This is a genomic window from Chlorobiota bacterium, from assembly GCA_016710285.1.
In the GTDB taxonomy this organism is placed as follows: domain Bacteria; phylum Bacteroidota; class Ignavibacteria; order OLB7; family OLB7; genus OLB7.
In genome coordinates this window covers 2288469-2305357 of record JADJXR010000001.1, presented here as the reverse complement: position 1 = coordinate 2305357, position 16889 = coordinate 2288469, and the positions used below count along the sequence as shown (strand labels likewise).

Here is a 16889-nt window from a genome sequence, read left to right as displayed (position 1 = left end):
AGTAGTTTTCAAGGGAGTTCAAAATTATGGATGGCGGCGATGAGGTTGAATCTCACATCAAATCGCTTGCGACGATTTCGATACTTCTCCGCTATGATCTTGAACACCTTTAACCGACCAAACACATGCTCAATCACGATCCGCTTCCGCGAATGCTCACGATTCTCCTCCTTCTCCCAATCCCCTAATGCTACCCCCTTCCGCCGCTTGTGCGGCAACCATACGTTGCTCTGGATCTTCGATAACCCCAGATATCCCAAATCCGCCATCCAACAACTCCCACTCCCCAACAATCGCTTATACCCCCGACCCACACACTGCTTCAATAACGAGAAATCATGCTGGCTTCCAACCCCAAACTCTGTCTTGAGGATCCGACGACTTCCCAACGCCATGGCTACCTGCGTCTTGATTGTGTGGCATCCACGCTTCCCGCTGTAGTACTCCCTTTGCTTTTTTTTGGCCGTTCAATCGGGCTTTCTGTCGCATCGATCACGATCACGGCAAATTCTATGTCCCCGCCTCGCGGCTGCGGACGCTGCGGCAATTGAAACTCTTTGCTCTGGGTGAGTTCATCCTCCACTCGCCGAATGATCCGGCCGCAGGTCGGTTCGCTGATCCCAAAATCCGCTGCAAGGTGATATTGCGCTCGATACTCACGCCAATACAGCAGCGTCAACAACAGCTGATCGGCCAACACCAGTTTCGGTGGGCGACCAAACTCTCGCCGTGCTGCACGAATGACCTTGAGCATTGCCTCGAAGGTTGTCGGCAACACACCCGTTAAGCGTCGAAATTGTTCCGGTGAACGATCACAAATCTCTGCGTAGCGCATCCTTCTTCCTTATATTGGTTGACCCCAAACATAACCCGTAATCTAGACTTTTGAAAGAGGTCTAGGGTATGGCAAACAAAAGTTCGATGATGATGGTTAGCGATTGAGCGTCACTTGCACCACAGGGAACGTTGTGTTGACCGATAGCGGAAGGCTTTGCTGGCGTGTGGCCGCTGCGGGGATTGGTTCGCGGGTTTGCAGCAGCGGCAACAGCGGGCGGCGCAGCGAAATATCGGTTGGCTGCAACGAGACCACCACGCGGTAGCTGCCATCGTTCAAGGAACGCTCGGCACCAGTGGCAACAAAATCCTCACCAGGGATTCGATACGCCTCCGAGGGGTTTGCTCCGACTCCAGCTCCTGGGCCATTGCTATCGGGCGCGTCAATGCTGTCGAACCGGCCAAGCGAGATGTAGGAATCAACCAAGGCCCCCTGCCGCTGCACCAGCCAAGCCTCGTAGGTCCAGCGTTTGTTCCCGGTGCTGAGCGGTTGCGGGCTAAGCGATAGCCCAGGGCGCACCGCCGTGCCATTAACAGCACCGAACCAAATGCCTTGCATGAAATCATCAACGGGCAGGCTGGTTGGGGCATCAAGGAAGTAGGTCCGAAGCAGTGAAGAGTCCAACTGAATCGCCACCCCAAAAGCATCGCTGGATTTTACGGTAAGCGTGCAGCGGCCAACCGTGGCGGTTCCCGTGAACACGCCGCCAGCAATCCTTGCTCCAGGCGTTGAAGGTGTGGTTGCGGAGCTTTCTATTGTCAGGATAGCATCCTCAACCAAGTTGGGATTATAGCCGCTGGGAATTGCGAACGTCACTGCCCCGCCCGTTGGCGAAACCAGCGCACCATCAGCCCCCACACGGAAGGCTCCAACATTGATATACTCCTTATCCCCATGCTGCACCTTATCCAACGGCGTGCTGCCATTGTTTGCACGGTCTTCAGGATAACTGAACCATAGGTGGTAATTGGCTTGGTCATCAAGCGAAGGCAAATCGCTGACGGTAACTTGCACCGATTTTTCAGGGAACTCAGGATCGGTGGTGCAACCAGCGATAAGCCCAGCAGCAAGCATCGTGAGAACTATTACGCGAAAGGACATCGTGTTATCTGAATGAGTGAAGGAATAGGTTATGCAGCCAGTACCTGTAAACCCTTGCAAGAATACGAGGTTACGAGCAGGATTTCAATGGAAGCGAAAGAATTCTTCCTCTGAATATCATTTTGGTAAAAACGCCAAGCGGCCACCAGCTGGGTGCTGGTGGCCGCTTGGGTATTCTGTTTATCCTTCTCCCCCCCCTTGCGGAGGGGGGGAGGTTCGTTCCTTTACTTCTTCACCACTACGCTCTTCACCACTGGGCTTTGGCCCGCCACTTCGATCCGTACGGTGTACGTTCCGCTCGCCAACTCGCTCACTGGCAACGAGTATTCTGTCACTCCACTCACTATCGCCCCGCTGTACACCTCGCTTACCTCCTTCCCGCTTGCGTCGTACAGCACGATCCGGCCTTCGCCACCTTCTGCCAACTCCACTTGCACGCTTCCACGATCCACCATCGGGTTCGGGGCCACCACCACGCTTAGGCTCATCGCCTCATCGCCGCTTACCTTCACCTGACGCTGGTCGTTGATCTCCACTGTCCCGTCCGTGTTCACCGTCACCAACCGGTAGATGTACGTCCGGCCACCCACAACTCCACCATCCACTGTCCGGTACTCCGCTCCCACCGTCGCTGTTCCGCGACCTGCCTGGCGATCTACCACGCTGAACTCCCCGACCACGTCACCCGTCACGGCTTCCATCACCTCGGCACGCTGGATCTCCATCGCGCTCACGTTCTCCTCCCCGGCTGTCGTCCACTCCACCGTCACCTGACGGCGACCCGTCTGCTGTGCCGCGAACGACGACAGCTTGATCGGCAACACTTCCGATGTGTTGTATCCGAAGAAGTCCAACCCTGCCAACACCAACCGCTTCACGCCGCTCTGCGTTGGCTCCGGCCAGAACCGACCTGCGTGACGCCAGTCGAACGCGTAGTACACCACCTGCTTCTTCACTCCCTTCGATGCCACTCCCGCCGTCGTGTCCTGACGGATCGTTGGATCCGGCACCGGTGGCAAGTCTATGTACTGATGCGATGACTTCGCCACTCCGTCAGAGTTCACTGTCACTTTCAGCACTCCTGGCATCGGTGGCAGATCGTTCGTCACTCCAGTCCCTTGGATCATCTCGAACTTGTTCGGCGACAATGCGATCCCCTTGATCCGCAACCCGCTGTAGTTCGCTGGCTGCGTCGGCTTCGAGTACGTTGCACGCAGGTAGTTGTTCACGAACTCCTTGTCGGCAATCTGACCGTTCCCAGCCGTCAACACCACGTCGTGCTTCCGTGCTACGTCCTGACCTGCAATCAGAAGGTTCGTCTTGTCCTTCATCGTGCGGCTTTCCAGCGCGCTCTTCAATGCTGCACGCTCTTCAGCTTCCAACCCTTCGGCTTCCTCGCCTTGTGCCCAGATCACCGTCTTCCATGGGCGGAAGTCCAGGTTCTCCTTTGGCCACATATCACGTTGGAAGATGTCGAAGTCTTCCGTTCCAAGCCCGTTCGTCCGATCCCAGGCGATCTGATTCATCGCGCTGATCACCGAGTCCGCGTTCAGTTTGTTCCCAAGAACCACTGGGTCGCTGATCCCGCTGTTCGTCACGTTCGATGGCTGGTAGCTCTCGACCGATACCAACACACGGCGCGTTGCACGCAACACGTAGAACCGCACGATCTTCTCGTACCGGTTGTTCGTCACGTTGTCGTCCGTTCCGCTCCGCAACTGCAGGCGGTACAGCGGACTCACGTTCGCATCCTGGCCGTAGTATGGATCGCTTTGGCCCAACTCGCGAAGCGTCTGCGGCATGAACATCCCGAACGCCACGTTCCGCTGCTCGCTCACGTCCACACTTGCGCTCTTGTTCATTGTCGCAACCGTCACCCACGTTGTCCCCGTCCACCGTTGCACCGTCATCGTTGCTGCGTTCGATGGCACCGGCTGGCCACCCACGTTCCGCAGGCGTCCCACAAGGCTCACCGCCGTGTCAACCATCATGTACTCTGCATCACTAAACTGGCCGCTTGAGGCACGATACCCCACCGGTCCCAAGATGTCCTCGGCCATCACATCGTGGTTGCGGATGTGACCCGTGAACTCGTCGGCTCCGATGTCGTACCGACCGTTCAATGCTGCCGAGCCGCGTGGCTCCATGTCAATGTCGTTCGTCAACCCCGCAACCTTCGTCCCGCGGTTGTTCGCAATCGAACCACGGTACATCGGTTGGATGTGCAGGTCAACGCCACCTGAATACGTCGAGACGAACTCTTGGGTGATGTCACCCTGCATCGAGTTCATGTCCATTCCCGTCAGGTACCGCCATTGGTTCAGGTTCGTCGCCACTGGTGGCGATGGAATCTTGTACCCTTGTGCTGACAGGTTCTGCAACGATCCCGTCATCCCGTTCGGTACCACAGAATATTGTGGTTCGAGATCAGCTTCGTCTTCAACTCCGATCCCACCAACCGAAGTGCGGTTGGATTGTTGGTTCCTGTCAACGCCACGATGTTGTTCTGAACCGAGCCTTGCGCACGGTCCATCAAAATCCCGTACTCCACCGCTTGCATGTTGCAGGCACTTGTGTTGTAGATCGTGTTGTTGTTGACCTGGTTCCCCGTCATCACGAAGTCCAGACGGTTCGTCCCTTCTGGCGTGATCGCAATGGCTGCAAGGGTGCTGCCCCCACAATAGTTCCAAATCATGTTGTTCGATACCTTCAGGTTCGATGCCCCGTTGTTCGGGAATCGGTACGTCCGGTTCGATGGCGACACAAACACGTTCTCGTTGATGTCGGCAGCGATACCACCGCTGACTCCAACAACTGTGCTGATGTTTGCAATCCGGTTCCGCTCAATCGTGATGTCGCTCGAGTACCCACGGTTGTTCGAGGCGTTCCCCACCGCTGGTGATCGCAATGCCAACGCCATGCAACATCGTCTTCGACGTGTTCGCAACACCGTTGATCCAGTTGTCGCTCACCACCGAGTTCTTCTCATACACCAACGTCACACCCGCACGACCTGAGTTCCAAATCTGGTTCCCGGTGTACTGGTTGTTCTGGTTCGTGTACTCCACGTAGGCACCAAGGTCAACCACGTACAGCGGTCCGGCTCCCACCGAGGCGATTCCCATGCCGAAGTCACGGATCACGTTCCCGCTGATCACGTTGTTCTGGTTCCGAAGCGTGTCGCGCTTTTGCGAGTTCGTTCCTGTGGCTCCGTCAATCGGTGCCGAGTTCCGAAGCATCACACCGGCTGACATCACCTGCGCCAAGTCATCCACAAACGTGAACGTGTTGAACGACTGGTTGTAGCTTGGAATCGTCACCGTGCTGGCCGTGTTCTTCAGGCTCCACGTGTTCCCGCTTGCTGGCTCGATCCGGCTGTTGAGCACCTTGTAGTTGGAGGCACCCTGGCCCAAATAGAACGGGATCGCCAAACGCTTGTATCCGCTGACGTTCGTTGCTGTTGTGTTCTCCAGCACGAACCGCAGCACCTTGTTGGTTCCACCATCCCACGTGACGTATCCGCTCGGGTTCGAGGTATCCTTCTGGCCGTACCAGATGCCGATGCCCGATGGCGATTTCAGGTTGACCGTCACGTTCGTCTTGCCGGCAACCGGCCGCCACGTGATCGGGTTGTTCGCTCCCAATCCAACGACGTATCCACGCATATCCAACGCTGGCTGCGATGGGTCGTTATTGGTTGGTTGGACCGTGTAGCTGTCGTCCACCAGTTCCAGCGTCACCGGGCCGCCAACACCGTAGGTGCTGACCGAGTCCCAGGCTTCCCGGATCGTGCGGAAGTGCTCGCCGAACCCAACACGGTACACCCCTGCGTAGCGTGCCTTCACGTTGAAGCACCAGGTCGTCGAGTTGTTCTCCGTCACCGGGTCTTGCGGATCGTTCACCGTCACCGTCAAGCAGTACTCGCCTGCTCCGTTCGGGATGAAGTCGGGAAACTCTTGGCGAACCGTACTGTTGCCGCTTGGCACGGTCAAGATGGTTGTTTGGCGTGTATAGACCACATTGCCAGCAGCGTTCTTGATCGTTACCGTTGCCGGGACGTTCGTAGCATCGGCAATGCCGCTGTTGGTGGCATTGACAAGCACCGGAATCGGACGACCATCAGGATACGACTGGAACTCCTGCGGCGAGTGTGGTGCAATACCTGCCGGCAACGCCATCAGCTCAATCTCATAGTTCGCATCAAATGGGAACCCGAGCTTTGGCCATTTCAGCAGCGTATCGTTCAGACGGTTCTGATCGTTGCTGAGGTTCGTGTAAATCTTGACGAAGTAGTGACCCGGCTTTGTCGGGGTCCACGTCGGCATGTTGATGTCGCGGAAGGTTGAAGGATCCCATGTTCCTGGGACGATCGTCTGGCCTTCGCCGACTTTGTTGCCGTTCTCATCAAAAATCCAATATCCAACCGGCACATCTTTCTGTGAGTTGAATCCAGCGTTCAGGAATCGTACCTCAATCGGGACGCCGACACCGAGAGGATACTGATACTTCAGCGGCAGCTTGTTCTCGTACGGTTGCAGCAGTGTCCACACAGCAACGTCGTTTGGCAACGAGATGGAGAACTGACCGGTCAAGGTATCGTTGAGTATATCCTGGTCAATATCCAACAGGGAAATGACTTTCACGGTATAGATACCGGGAACATCCATCAACGGTGCGGTCAAGGTAGGAGTAAGGGTTACCTGAGACTTACCAAGCTGAGCGGTTGCCGTCGTGAATGCGGTTCCGGTGGCGGTTGCCACGGGGTTGACCAAGTCTTGGTCACGATAGATCAAGGCTTTGACCGGAACGTTTTGGCGAACGTTCTTGCCGAAGTTGGTAAACTGGGCATTAATGGTGATCGAGGAACCACCAAGGTAGACGTTGGCTTTGCGTTCTGGGGTGAACCACAACGAGTCTGGGGTGACATCATCCATCAACGGGGTCAGGCGGTAGCCGATCTGCTGACCATTCTCTGTCGGGAACTGATAGTGCCAGTATGGGGAAGCACGGTAGTACACGTACGGATTACCTGCATAGCTCATGTAGTACGCATACAGTTCCGGGAACTGGTAGTAGACGTTCGCATAGTAGAAGGTACGAGCGGTTGTAATAGCAACCGTATCTGGCACCTGCGACGGATCGAGCAGCACTAGGAACTTGCTCTCGTCATTCACTGGTGGGGGAGTGGTTGGGCTGGTGCTGTAGGCAGTCTGCTGTCCCAAGTTTTTGATACCGACCAATGCACCATAACCCAAGGTGTATTGGGGGTTATCGGTTGGCTTGGTGCGGTTGATCGAGTTTGCACTCGAAGGTCATCACACGGTTTGGTGAAACTCCATCAACACGGTAATAGACACCACCGGTAGGCGATGTCACACCGCTTGAGCGGAGATCGCTCCAATAGGCCCACAATACATGGTCATCGTAGGAATACCATGATGGATTCCAGATGCCTTGCTGATAGTTAAGGTTAGGGGAGTTCGAACCCAAGCCCCAACCATAGCCATTATAGTTCGCTTGGTTAAAGCCAATGTACCCAGCAACGTCAACCTGGACGGTTGAGTAGTAGTTGCCAAGGAAGAAGATTGGGAATCCGTCATACGGCGAAGCCGTAACGTTGAAGTTGTAATTCTGCGAACCACCATACGTATTAGCGGTATTGGGTATCAAATAGGTACCCGCCGATCCGATGATGGTTTGGAAGTTGTTTGGGATCCTCTGTGGAAGGTAGTTGTTCCACGGAATCTTCACCATGGGGGGATTAGTCCCCGGCGTTTGGGCCATTAGCCCAGTTCCGGCCAGTAAGGCCAGAACAAACGTGGTAAGGATTTTTCTGAAGTGCATGAATGCGTCTCCAAAAGTTAATGATTGAGTATTCGTAAGGCCTGTCACTGTTATATCTCTATTGGCTTGAATGGCACTGATAGATGTTGAGTTCGAAGATTGGAGAGGTGGGATTGATACACTCAACTATGGCCAGAACCCAGTGTTCAAGAAAAGGTTTCCACAGGAGCTAATTGTTTTGCGATGGTTACATTTTTTTTGAAGTTGAGAACCTATGTCTCTTCTTCTCGATCACTTAAAACTGCAGTGCAATTTTTATATATCACTATGCATGGCAGAATACAAACCCTCCATCCTTCGCTGGAACCGCAGCGAGGGATGGAGGATTATAACCCACAGGAATACAGACGGAGTTGGTACACGCTCTGCCCCTTGCCATAAGAACGATTGTGCCAGATCGAACATCACACCACGACCCCCAACAGAATTGTAACAGAAACGTTTTTCATTCATAGATGAAAGATTTCATCTATCAAGCCCCCCTGTTTGCTCCTCTCTTGGAAACCCTTCAGCCCCGGCTGGAACCGCAGCCGGGGCATGAAGAGCCAAACCCACAGAACCATCGGATTGTTGAGGCAATGGTTCCGTAACTACCATAAAGAGGCTCGCATTTGGAAAAAGTCACAGCACGAGAAGGGCTAAATTGTAACAGCTGCCTATCCGATCTTTGTACCCCCTTCACCCCGCAGCAGCGTTACACTGATAAGTGGCAGGTGTCTTGGAGCCACCTTGGTAGGGAATTGCAACCAGGAACAGTATGGAGATATTCCAAATGCGACACTCAACTATCCTTTTACTCTTAGCTGCTGCATTCTTCTCCTTCGGCTACACGAAGGACTTTGCGACCAGCGGAGCTGTCTCAAAAATCTACCTGATAGACCGAACCCTCATCCGAACTACGCCAGGGGAGGGTATCCACTTCTATGATGTTTCCACCCCTTCCAATCCGCGAGAGATCGGGAAGATTATCCTGGAAGGGAACAACGACGTTGCCGTGCAAGGCCGCTATCTCTATGCCGACCGCTTGCAGGACCTGATCGTCTTCGACATCTCCAACCCTGCGGCTCCAATTGCAGTGGATAGTATCGGGAAAGTATTCAATCGAGTGTATGGGAATGGGTGGATCGAGGAGGGCGTCCAGATAGATGAAGAAGGTTCCTCCGGTGGTTTCTCGGGATGCAACGGTTGCAGCCAATCCGAATCGCCAGTATATGCGCCGGTTTCCCAGTCCAGCGGGCGCGATGCCGCCGCATCGGGAAAAGCCGGGTCACTGGCGCGGTTTATGATTGTTGGGGATTACTTGTACTGCCTGGACGAGGCGAACATCCTGGTGTTCGACATCAAGGATCCAGCACGCCCCCGCTATCGGAACGCTGTCACCATTAACTGGGGCATCGAAACGATCTTCCATAGCGGCAACCACTTATTTATTGGTGCCAATAACGGGATGTACATCCTGAATGTGGACGACCCGAACAAGCCGACGTTCGTCTCCGAATTCACCCACGCCCGCACCTGCGACCCCGTGGTGGTGGAAGGGAACCGCGCCTACATCACCCTGCGTGGCGGAAGCCCATGTGGCGGATTTACCAACCAAATGGATATTCTGGACATCAGCGATATCAAGCAACCAACGCTTATTCATTCCATGCCGCTGACCGGTCCCTACGGACTGACCGTGCGCGATGGCATCGTGATCGTCTGCGATGGCACCGCAGGGGTTCGGGTGGTGGATGCCCAAAACCCCAACAACCCACAGCAGATCGGCGAGATTACCGGAATCATTCCCCACGACGTGATTGCCAGCGGGAGCCTGCTGGTGGTGACCGCCCAGGATGGCTACCACCTGTACGATATCAGCAACATCCGGCAGCCAAAACGGTTCAGCACCATTCCACTTCCGTGAGATCTGATGGAAGCAGCAAGAACGATCAGGGGATGAAGCCAATCTTCATCCCCTGATTCCGTTATCTTGTGGCGCATCTTTTCTATCAACATTCCATTCACTAACCAAGCAAGAACCGATGAAACCCTTGCGAACCCTCCCCACACTGTTCCGCTTTCTTCCATTGCTGTTGCTGCTATCTCTGCCAGCATCGTTGGTTTCCCAAGAATCTTTCCGTGCCACCCACGTCGCGGTGCTGAACGGAAGCAACCAAAATCCCCCGGTTGCCGGTGCCGGATACGGCATTCTGATTGCACAATTCGACCCCGTCTCCCGCTCGTTGCAGTACCGCATCACCGTTACCGGACTTGAGGAAGCAATCGCTGGCGCACATTTCCACCGTGGCGGCCCCGACGCAACCGGCGACATCGTCCACACCATCAGCTTCCAAGCCCCACGGCTTACGGCAACCGGAACTTGGGAGAATATCCCGCTTTCAACCGTTGACTCCTTGCTGAAAGGATTGATCTACGTGAATATCCACACCGCGCAGGTGCCGGAAGGAAAGATCCGTGGGCAGGTTGAGATGCTTCCGAACGCCGGGGTCTATCAGCTTGACCCCGGCAACGAAGTCCCCCCGATTTCCCACGACGACTCCGACGGAAGCGGCGATGCAACCATTACCGTGGACCCGCAAACCCGCACCGCATGGTACCGTGCCCGCTGGTGCTGCATGACCGGACCAGCCACCATGGCCCATTTCCACCGTGGCGCACGTGGTTCAACCGGTCCGGTTGTCCATGCCTTACCAATCAGCGTTGGCGACTCGGTGGTGGAAGGGGTCTGGACCGGGTTAAGCGATCAGGACATCGCCGACATCCGTAGCGGAAACATCTACTTGAACGTCCACACCGACACCTACCCGAATGGCGAGATCCGCGGGCAGGTTATTCCCATCGCAGCCTTCACTGCGGCTGTTTCGGCCAAGAATGAGGTTCCCGCCAACTCCACATCTGCCGAAGGAACCGGAATCACACTGGCGTTTGGCGAGCCATCGCAGGAGTTTCCAATTTTTGGAGAGTTCGTGGTGGAAGGGCTGACCGGGGCAATCACCGCCGCCCATATCCATCGCGGAGCCGCTGGCGCGAATGGAGGGACGATGCTTGATCTGGATCAAGCGGGTTATCCAAACTTGTGGGCACTAGAGTCTGGCATTCCCGCACCGGCAAACCGTGCCGAATTGCTTGCTGGGCGGACCTACGCCAATTTCCACACCGCCGCAAACCCGAACGGCGAAGCACGCGGCCAACTTATTCCGGCAGCACTGAATTGGGATGCTATCTCGGCGACCCCATCGGACCCTGTCACTGGCGGAACCTTGAAACTCCTTTCGGCTTTCGACAAGCAGAGCAACCGGCTGCTCTTCCGCTGGAATGGCGGCAGCGCGGAAGGGAAGGTGATGCTGTTCAACCTGCTTGGCCAGCAGGTGGGGGAAGGCTATCTATCCAACGGCCACGCTTCGATTGATGGAGCTTCGCTTCCCGCCGCGCCCTACCTTGCTCAGCTGATCGTTGACGGGAAGCCAATGGCCACGGGCCAAGTGATGCTGGGGCGATAACCGCCGCCCGATTGCATCCCCCGCCATTGGGTTCCCTCCAATATCAATCCGTTAATCCCCCCTGATATTGATGCTGCTTCCGGGAAGTGCCGTATTTTCTGCGGCACTTCTTTTTTTAGCAAATGAGCAGACTATTGCAGCCTATCAGCGATCGCATCCGGCTGATGCGGCCATCACATTGGATAAAAAACGCCTTCATCTTTGCCCCGCTGGTCTATGGCAAAGCATTGATGAACGCCGAAAGCGACCTTCGCGCACTGATCGCCTTCTTCGCTTTCTGCTTCGTTAGCTCCAGCGTTTATATCCTGAACGACATCGTTGACCGCAACGCCGATGCCCAGCACCCCAAAAAGCAGCACCGCCCGATTGCTTCCGGCAAAGTAGGTGTTGGCTCGGCGGTTGTTCAGTTGGCGGTGGTGGCGGCGGTGGCGGCACTGCTGGCGGCCCAGCTTCCGTGGCAGGCCGGGGCTTGCATTGCCATCTATGCCATGCTCAATCTTGGCTACTCCTTTGGGCTGAAGCACGTGGTTCTGCTGGATATTTTCATCATCGCTGCCGGGTTTATGCTGCGGGTGCTGACCGGCGCGAAGTCCATCCAAGTGGATGTTTCCGAATGGCTGATTATCTGCACCCTTTTCCTTTCGCTCTTTCTGGGGGTGGCAAAACGCCGAAGCGAGCTGTCGCACATCGGGCGGGGGGAAAGCCGAAAGGTCTTGGAAGATTACACCCCCGAGCTTATTCGGGTGATCCTGAACGTCTCCGTTGCTGGCTCCATTATGAGCTACACCCTCTACACCGTCAGCGACCACACGCAGGAGTTTTTTGGGACCGATAAGTTTGTTTATACCGTTCCGATTGTGATGTACGGCATCTTCCGCTACCTCTATCTTGACGAAAAACGGCAGACCGCGGAGAACCCAGTTTCGGTGCTCTTGCGGGACCCTTCCTTGATTGCCACCGGAATCATCTGGATGCTGGCCTCCGTGGCGATTATTTATTGGGGATGATGGCCAGAGAGAGATAGATAGCGTCATAGCTCCTTCAATCCAACAACGACCATCGAATCATGGCAACGCCAACGTTTAACTGCCTTGAGTGCATCGGCTACTGCTGCGCTATTTACGAGCGGGTGAAGGTGACGCAAAAAGATGTCCGCCGGCTTGCACGCCATTTCCAGATGAGCGAGGCCGAGGCCAAAGAACGGTTCACAACCGAGTGGTCCCCGCGCGAACGGATACTGCGCCGCACACCGGACCCAATTTTCGGAGCATCGTGCATCTTCCAGGACCCCGTCAAACGCTTGTGCAGCATCTACGAAGCCCGCCCCGAAACCTGCCGCCAATGGCCGTCGCATGGGGATGGGGGGTGCGTCTATTATGACATGATGAAGTTTGAAGAAGACCAGCAAGGGGGGCGGCAGTTCCTTCCGATCGTCACGTTTATTGAGCTGCCAGAATCAACAAACACCCGGAATAATCATGGCAAATAGAGCTTCCCGCACGGTGCGGAATCTTCTGTTGGTGGCAATGCTCCTTTGGCTGCCCGCCTGTGGCCGCGACGACGCGCCCCGCCTTGACGACCAAGGGGAATCGGTGGAAGGAACAACCGAGATGGAGATTGATGTCGCCACCCCCTCGTTTGGCATCATCAACATCCTGCGCGCCAGCGGCAACCGCGTGCGGGTGATTGCCACGGCAACGCCCGCATTGTTCCCAACAACGGGGTATCGGATCACCATCAACGGGGAACCGGCGGAGCTGTACGAGTTTGAGGATGGCGCGGCCACCGCCCAAGCCGCAGCAAGCGTCAGCCCCGATGGGAAGAGCATTGCGGGGAAAGAAATGGCGAATGGCGAAGGTCAGTTCTTCAAGACTGAAAAAACCATTGTGGTCTGCAAGGCTGGCGATGCGGGGACGGTTGCCGTGTTGGAATCGGCGTTGGGGAAGGCGTTTGCGGGAAGCAGGTAGCGCGCGCGCGGGCGGGTTATCCTTTGTTGTTCGCGGCTTGGGCTGGCGCAGGGTGGCCGTTGGTGGGATTGCTGGCGGCAACGTTTGCGCAATGTTTTTTGGCGTTTCCATCCGCCCCAACCCCGTTGCAGTATTTGCCAAGAAGGGCTTTCATCTCCTGGCGTTCTTCTTCCGATAGCTGGCTGTAAAGGTCACGCCAGGAACCGTTGGGGCTTGGCAAGGGGCCCATGGAGTGAAGGGAGACCGGGGCCTGTAACCCTTGCTGTTGCTGGGCCGAGCGCACCACGCCGATCCGCTGATCGGGAACTGTGCCCGGGGGCAATGGTTTTACCGATCGCTTCCGCCCCAAGCCGGCGGACCGAACGGCCATGCCAGCCATGAACGCCGCCGCCGACACCCCGAAGACTTCCCAGAACTCAATGCTGGCCTCATCCTTGCCATCGCACGCACGCACAACGCCCCAGCAGGCCCCAGAAAACGCCATCAGCGCAAGCACAATGGTGCCCGCGCCGATGGAGTATAACATCACCTTTTTTCGATTGAATTCGTTCTGCGTCATGATTTCGCTTCTGGACGATCCGCTTCGTTGGTACTCTGTGGCTTCGTAGCGCCCCCCCTCCATGACGCACAATGCGGGGTTAGTCGTGCAAACTCTCGTACAAATCTTTTAGCCGTTTCCGCAAGTAGAGCACTGCGTAGCGTTTGCGGGCCAACAGTGTGTTGATATTCTCCCCCGTCTCCTCGGCCATCTCACGGAAGCTGATCCCCTCAAATTCATTCTTGACGAAGGCGTATTTCTGCTCCGGCGGAAGCTCGTCCAGCGCGGCGTTCACTGCCTCACGGATGGTGCGGCTTAGCAGGCTCCGCTCTGGGCTGAAAGAAAGATCGCTCAGGAAATTCTCGAACGCAGCGATATCACCTTCGTCATCGCTGTAGATGGTGTCGGTGAAGGTTTGCGGACGTTTCTTGCGGTAGCTGTCAATGATGCGGTTACGCACCGCCGTATAAACCCATGCGCCGACGTTTTCAATTGGTTCCGTCACTTCAGTGGCTGCCGTTAGTACGTTGGCAAACACATCCTGAAGAATGTCTTCGGCTTCCTCTTTGGAGCGAACCCGCTCACGGATGTACCCCACCAGCTTGCTCCTGTCCCGCCGAAATAGATTCTCTATCTGCAGACTGAGTTCCATAATGCGTTCCTCCTCACTACTTGACGTTTAGGTGGATGTGAGAACAGTTGTTGAAACACCGATTTTGATATGGAGTTGCAGCCACCGCTGTAACAGCGTGTGCCCCGCGTACTCCATTTTCTTGTTTCGATTCCTTCATGCTTCGGAAGTTCCCAACGGAATCGTTCCGAGGTGTGAAGGGTTCTGAACCTTTCTCTATACCAAACAAGACGCTCCAAAACGGGGAAACGTCACCGCAAAACGCTGCGCGAAATCACAATCTTTTGTATCTCCGATGTCCCCTCCCCAATCGTCAGCAGCTTGGCATCGCGGTAAAATTTCTCCACCGGGTACTCCTTGATGTAGCCGTATCCGCCATGAATCTGGACCGCTTCGTTGGCGCAGCGGACAGCGACCTCGCTGGCAAAAAACTTTGCTTTGGAGGCTTCAATGGAGTAGTCCTTCCCAAGGTCGCGCAGATAGGCCGCTTGGTAGGTAAGCAACCGCGCCGCCTCAACCTCGGTGGCCATCATCGCCAGTTTGAATTGGACCCCCTGGAACATCGCCAAATTCTTCCCGAACTGCGCCCGCTCGTTGGCATATTTGATTGCCGCGTCCAACGCCCCCTGCGCAAGCCCCACCGATAAGGCCGCTATCGAGATACGCCCCCCGTCCAAAATGCGCAAGGCCTGTTTGAATCCCTCCCCCTCGTTCCCAATCAAGTTTTTCCCGGGAACCCGAACATCTTCCAGCGAAAGGCTAGAGGTGTCGGAGCAGCGCATCCCCAGCTTGTTCTCCTTTTTGGAGGCAGCAAATCCCGGCATTGATTTATCCACCACAAATGCCGAAATCCCCGACCCTTTTTTCTCACGGTCGGTGACGGCCATAATCACCGCAACGGTCCCCACGGTGCCGTGGGTGATGAAATTTTTGGAGCCGTTCAGCACCCATCCCTCGCCATCGCGGTGGGCAACGGTCTGCATCCCCCCAGCATCCGATCCGGAGCCAGGCTCGGTAAGCCCCCACGCGCCGATTGTCTGGCCGGTGGCCAGCTGCGGGATGTATTTCTGCTTTAATTCTTCCGAACCAAAATTGAAGATATGCCCGGTGCAAAGGCCATTGTGGGCCGCAACACCCAATGCCACCGAAGGGTCAACCCGTGCAATCTCCTCCACAATCAGCGCGGCTTCCAGCGCGCCAAGCCCCGCGCCGCCATATTCCGGCGGGACCATGATTCCCAGGAAGCCAAGCTCGGCCATTTTCCCGAACAGCTCCGCCGGGAATTCCTGCGATTCGTCGAACTCCATCACCACCGGGCGGATTTCCCCTTCGGCAAAATCGCGTGCAAGGCCCCGAACGGCCCGTTGTTCATCGCTGAGTTGCGTGCTGTAGGTAGCGGTAGCGGATGTTTCCATGCTTAAATATCGGCTGTATGGACGAAGGATTGTGCGCTGGCAAAACTGCTTCTGCTTGGGAAAAAATCACCCCACAGAAACGGCTTGAACATACGCAAAACATCCCTTTTTTCCGCCGTCACACTGTGCAACGGGAAGGGGAACTATCACCCCGCCTCCGCTCCCCGAAAAACCTCCCTGCGGCTAAGGTCAAGCCGCTGGTTGCGGACCTGGCCCTGGGGCTGGCTTGGCTCCACGCTGGATGTTGCGGCGGGGATCAGACGGTACACGGTGCCGTTGTCGGGGAAGCGGCTAAGCCGTGGGAATTTCACCGTGCGGCTTGTGTCCAATTTGGGTTTGGTTGGATCGCCGCCAATCCAAATTTTCTCGGTCATGCTGCTTACGTCGGGCGGGGAAAGGAACGCGCCAACCCACGGCCCGCCGGTGGTAATCACTCCGGTTCCGGTTGGGCCGTAGCGGAACTCAATCACCCCGCTCCGTTGGTACACCCAGGCTTGAAAATTATAGGAGTGGGTGGTGTCGGCATTTTCCAATCCAGCGTTCTGCCATTCCACTTTTACGATGCGATCCCCCGGCGTGCCCTCCACGGCGTACAGGATTTTGGAGGTCTCGTTCAAGGTGTCCAGCGAAACGAACAGCGCGTCAATAATCACCATGGAAGTGCTGTCGTCAACACGCAGATTTCCGAATCCTGTCACCCCCATTGTCAGCGAGTCCTTCAGCGTAAAAGGGCGGCCGAAAAAGGTGAATTTCTCTCCACCCAGATCAAGCAAATGGCTCTGGTCGCCAAAGCCAATCGGAAGTTGGGTTGCGCCGTGAAGCGGCTGGTACGGCTCCTGGCGCAGTTCGAACCGGTAAAGCGATTGGCCCGCAGCCGGCGTGGCCAGCACACAAGCGACAACGCAAGCAAAAGGAAGAAGAGCAAGCGCGATGCAGCGATGGAAAGTGTTCATGGTTTGTTCCGTGAAGATTGCTGTTGGATGATTGATTGCCCCCAAACTCCGTTGTTGGGGAACGATGCTGGCAATGGTATCACACAGAAAAACCTTGGGCGT

General features: G+C 55.8%; 16 protein-coding genes. 5 read left to right on the top strand and 11 right to left on the bottom strand.

Translation table 11 applies throughout. The features are described from left to right. Positions 1 to 8: 8 nt before the first annotated feature. From IPM61_08265 to IPM61_08235, 7 genes are all read right to left on the bottom strand, one after another. Positions 9 to 413, bottom strand: a complete 405-nt coding sequence (locus IPM61_08265) for a transposase (GenBank protein MBK8911314.1) — start codon at positions 411 to 413, stop codon at positions 9 to 11. Next, a complete protein-coding gene (locus IPM61_08260; GenBank protein MBK8911313.1) occupies positions 398 to 835 on the bottom strand; it encodes a transposase family protein in 438 nt (145 codons plus the stop codon). The genes IPM61_08265 and IPM61_08260 overlap by 16 nt, the downstream gene beginning before the upstream one ends. A 96-nt stretch (positions 836 to 931) precedes the next feature. Next, positions 932 to 1936 (bottom strand): hypothetical protein, encoded by a 1005-nt coding sequence (locus IPM61_08255; GenBank protein MBK8911312.1) that lies wholly within the window; start codon positions 1934 to 1936, stop codon positions 932 to 934. A gap of 224 nt (positions 1937 to 2160) precedes the next feature. Further along, entirely contained in the window at positions 2161 to 4329 is a 2169-nt protein-coding gene (locus tag IPM61_08250) for a T9SS type A sorting domain-containing protein (protein ID MBK8911311.1), read from the bottom strand. Next, positions 4326 to 4829, bottom strand: coding sequence for a hypothetical protein (locus IPM61_08245; GenBank protein MBK8911310.1), 504 nt, complete (start codon positions 4827 to 4829; stop codon positions 4326 to 4328). The genes IPM61_08250 and IPM61_08245 overlap by 4 nt, the downstream gene beginning before the upstream one ends. Then, positions 4780 to 7158, bottom strand: a complete 2379-nt coding sequence (locus IPM61_08240; protein MBK8911309.1) for a right-handed parallel beta-helix repeat-containing protein — start codon at positions 7156 to 7158, stop codon at positions 4780 to 4782. Before IPM61_08240 ends, IPM61_08245 begins: the two co-directional genes overlap by 50 nt. Positions 7159 to 7204: 46 nt before the next feature. Further along, entirely contained in the window at positions 7205 to 7780 is a 576-nt protein-coding gene (locus IPM61_08235) for a hypothetical protein (protein ID MBK8911308.1), read from the bottom strand. 772 nt (positions 7781 to 8552) lie between these two features. On the opposite strand from IPM61_08235, the gene IPM61_08230 reads away from it, so the two are divergent. The 5 genes from IPM61_08230 (at position 8553) to IPM61_08210 (ending at position 13250) form a co-directional block, all read left to right on the top strand. After that, positions 8553 to 9686 (top strand): hypothetical protein, encoded by a 1134-nt coding sequence (locus IPM61_08230; protein MBK8911307.1) that lies wholly within the window; start codon positions 8553 to 8555, stop codon positions 9684 to 9686. A gap of 118 nt (positions 9687 to 9804) precedes the next feature. Then, positions 9805 to 11283 carry a CHRD domain-containing protein gene (locus IPM61_08225; protein MBK8911306.1) on the top strand — a complete coding sequence of 493 codons (1479 nt, stop codon included), beginning with the start codon at positions 9805 to 9807 and terminating at the stop codon, positions 11281 to 11283. 122 nt (positions 11284 to 11405) lie between these two features. Beyond that, positions 11406 to 12290 (top strand): decaprenyl-phosphate phosphoribosyltransferase, encoded by an 885-nt coding sequence (locus tag IPM61_08220; GenBank protein ID MBK8911305.1) that lies wholly within the window; start codon positions 11406 to 11408, stop codon positions 12288 to 12290. A gap of 59 nt (positions 12291 to 12349) precedes the next feature. Then, positions 12350 to 12772, top strand: a complete 423-nt coding sequence (locus IPM61_08215) for a YkgJ family cysteine cluster protein (protein ID MBK8911304.1) — start codon at positions 12350 to 12352, stop codon at positions 12770 to 12772. Next, positions 12762 to 13250 carry a hypothetical protein gene (locus IPM61_08210; GenBank protein ID MBK8911303.1) on the top strand — a complete coding sequence of 163 codons (489 nt, stop codon included), beginning with the start codon at positions 12762 to 12764 and terminating at the stop codon, positions 13248 to 13250. The genes IPM61_08215 and IPM61_08210 overlap by 11 nt, the downstream gene beginning before the upstream one ends. 16 nt (positions 13251 to 13266) lie before the next feature. Here IPM61_08210 and IPM61_08205 read toward each other — a convergent pair whose 3' ends face one another. The 4 genes from IPM61_08205 to IPM61_08190 all read right to left on the bottom strand — a co-directional run bounded on the left by IPM61_08205 (position 13267) and on the right by IPM61_08190 (position 16787). Beyond that, complete coding sequence (locus IPM61_08205) at positions 13267 to 13809, bottom strand: hypothetical protein (GenBank protein ID MBK8911302.1); 543 nt, start codon at positions 13807 to 13809, stop codon at positions 13267 to 13269. Between the two features lie 79 nt (positions 13810 to 13888). Next, positions 13889 to 14440, bottom strand: coding sequence for a sigma-70 family RNA polymerase sigma factor (locus IPM61_08200; protein ID MBK8911301.1), 552 nt, complete (start codon positions 14438 to 14440; stop codon positions 13889 to 13891). 230 nt (positions 14441 to 14670) lie between these two features. Beyond that, the gene (locus IPM61_08195; protein MBK8911300.1) at positions 14671 to 15834 is read right to left on the bottom strand and encodes an acyl-CoA dehydrogenase family protein; all 1164 of its coding nucleotides are present in this window, start codon (positions 15832 to 15834) and stop codon (positions 14671 to 14673) included. Between the two features lie 146 nt (positions 15835 to 15980). Beyond that, positions 15981 to 16787, bottom strand: a complete 807-nt coding sequence (locus IPM61_08190) for a hypothetical protein (GenBank protein ID MBK8911299.1) — start codon at positions 16785 to 16787, stop codon at positions 15981 to 15983. Positions 16788 to 16889 lie beyond the last annotated feature (102 nt).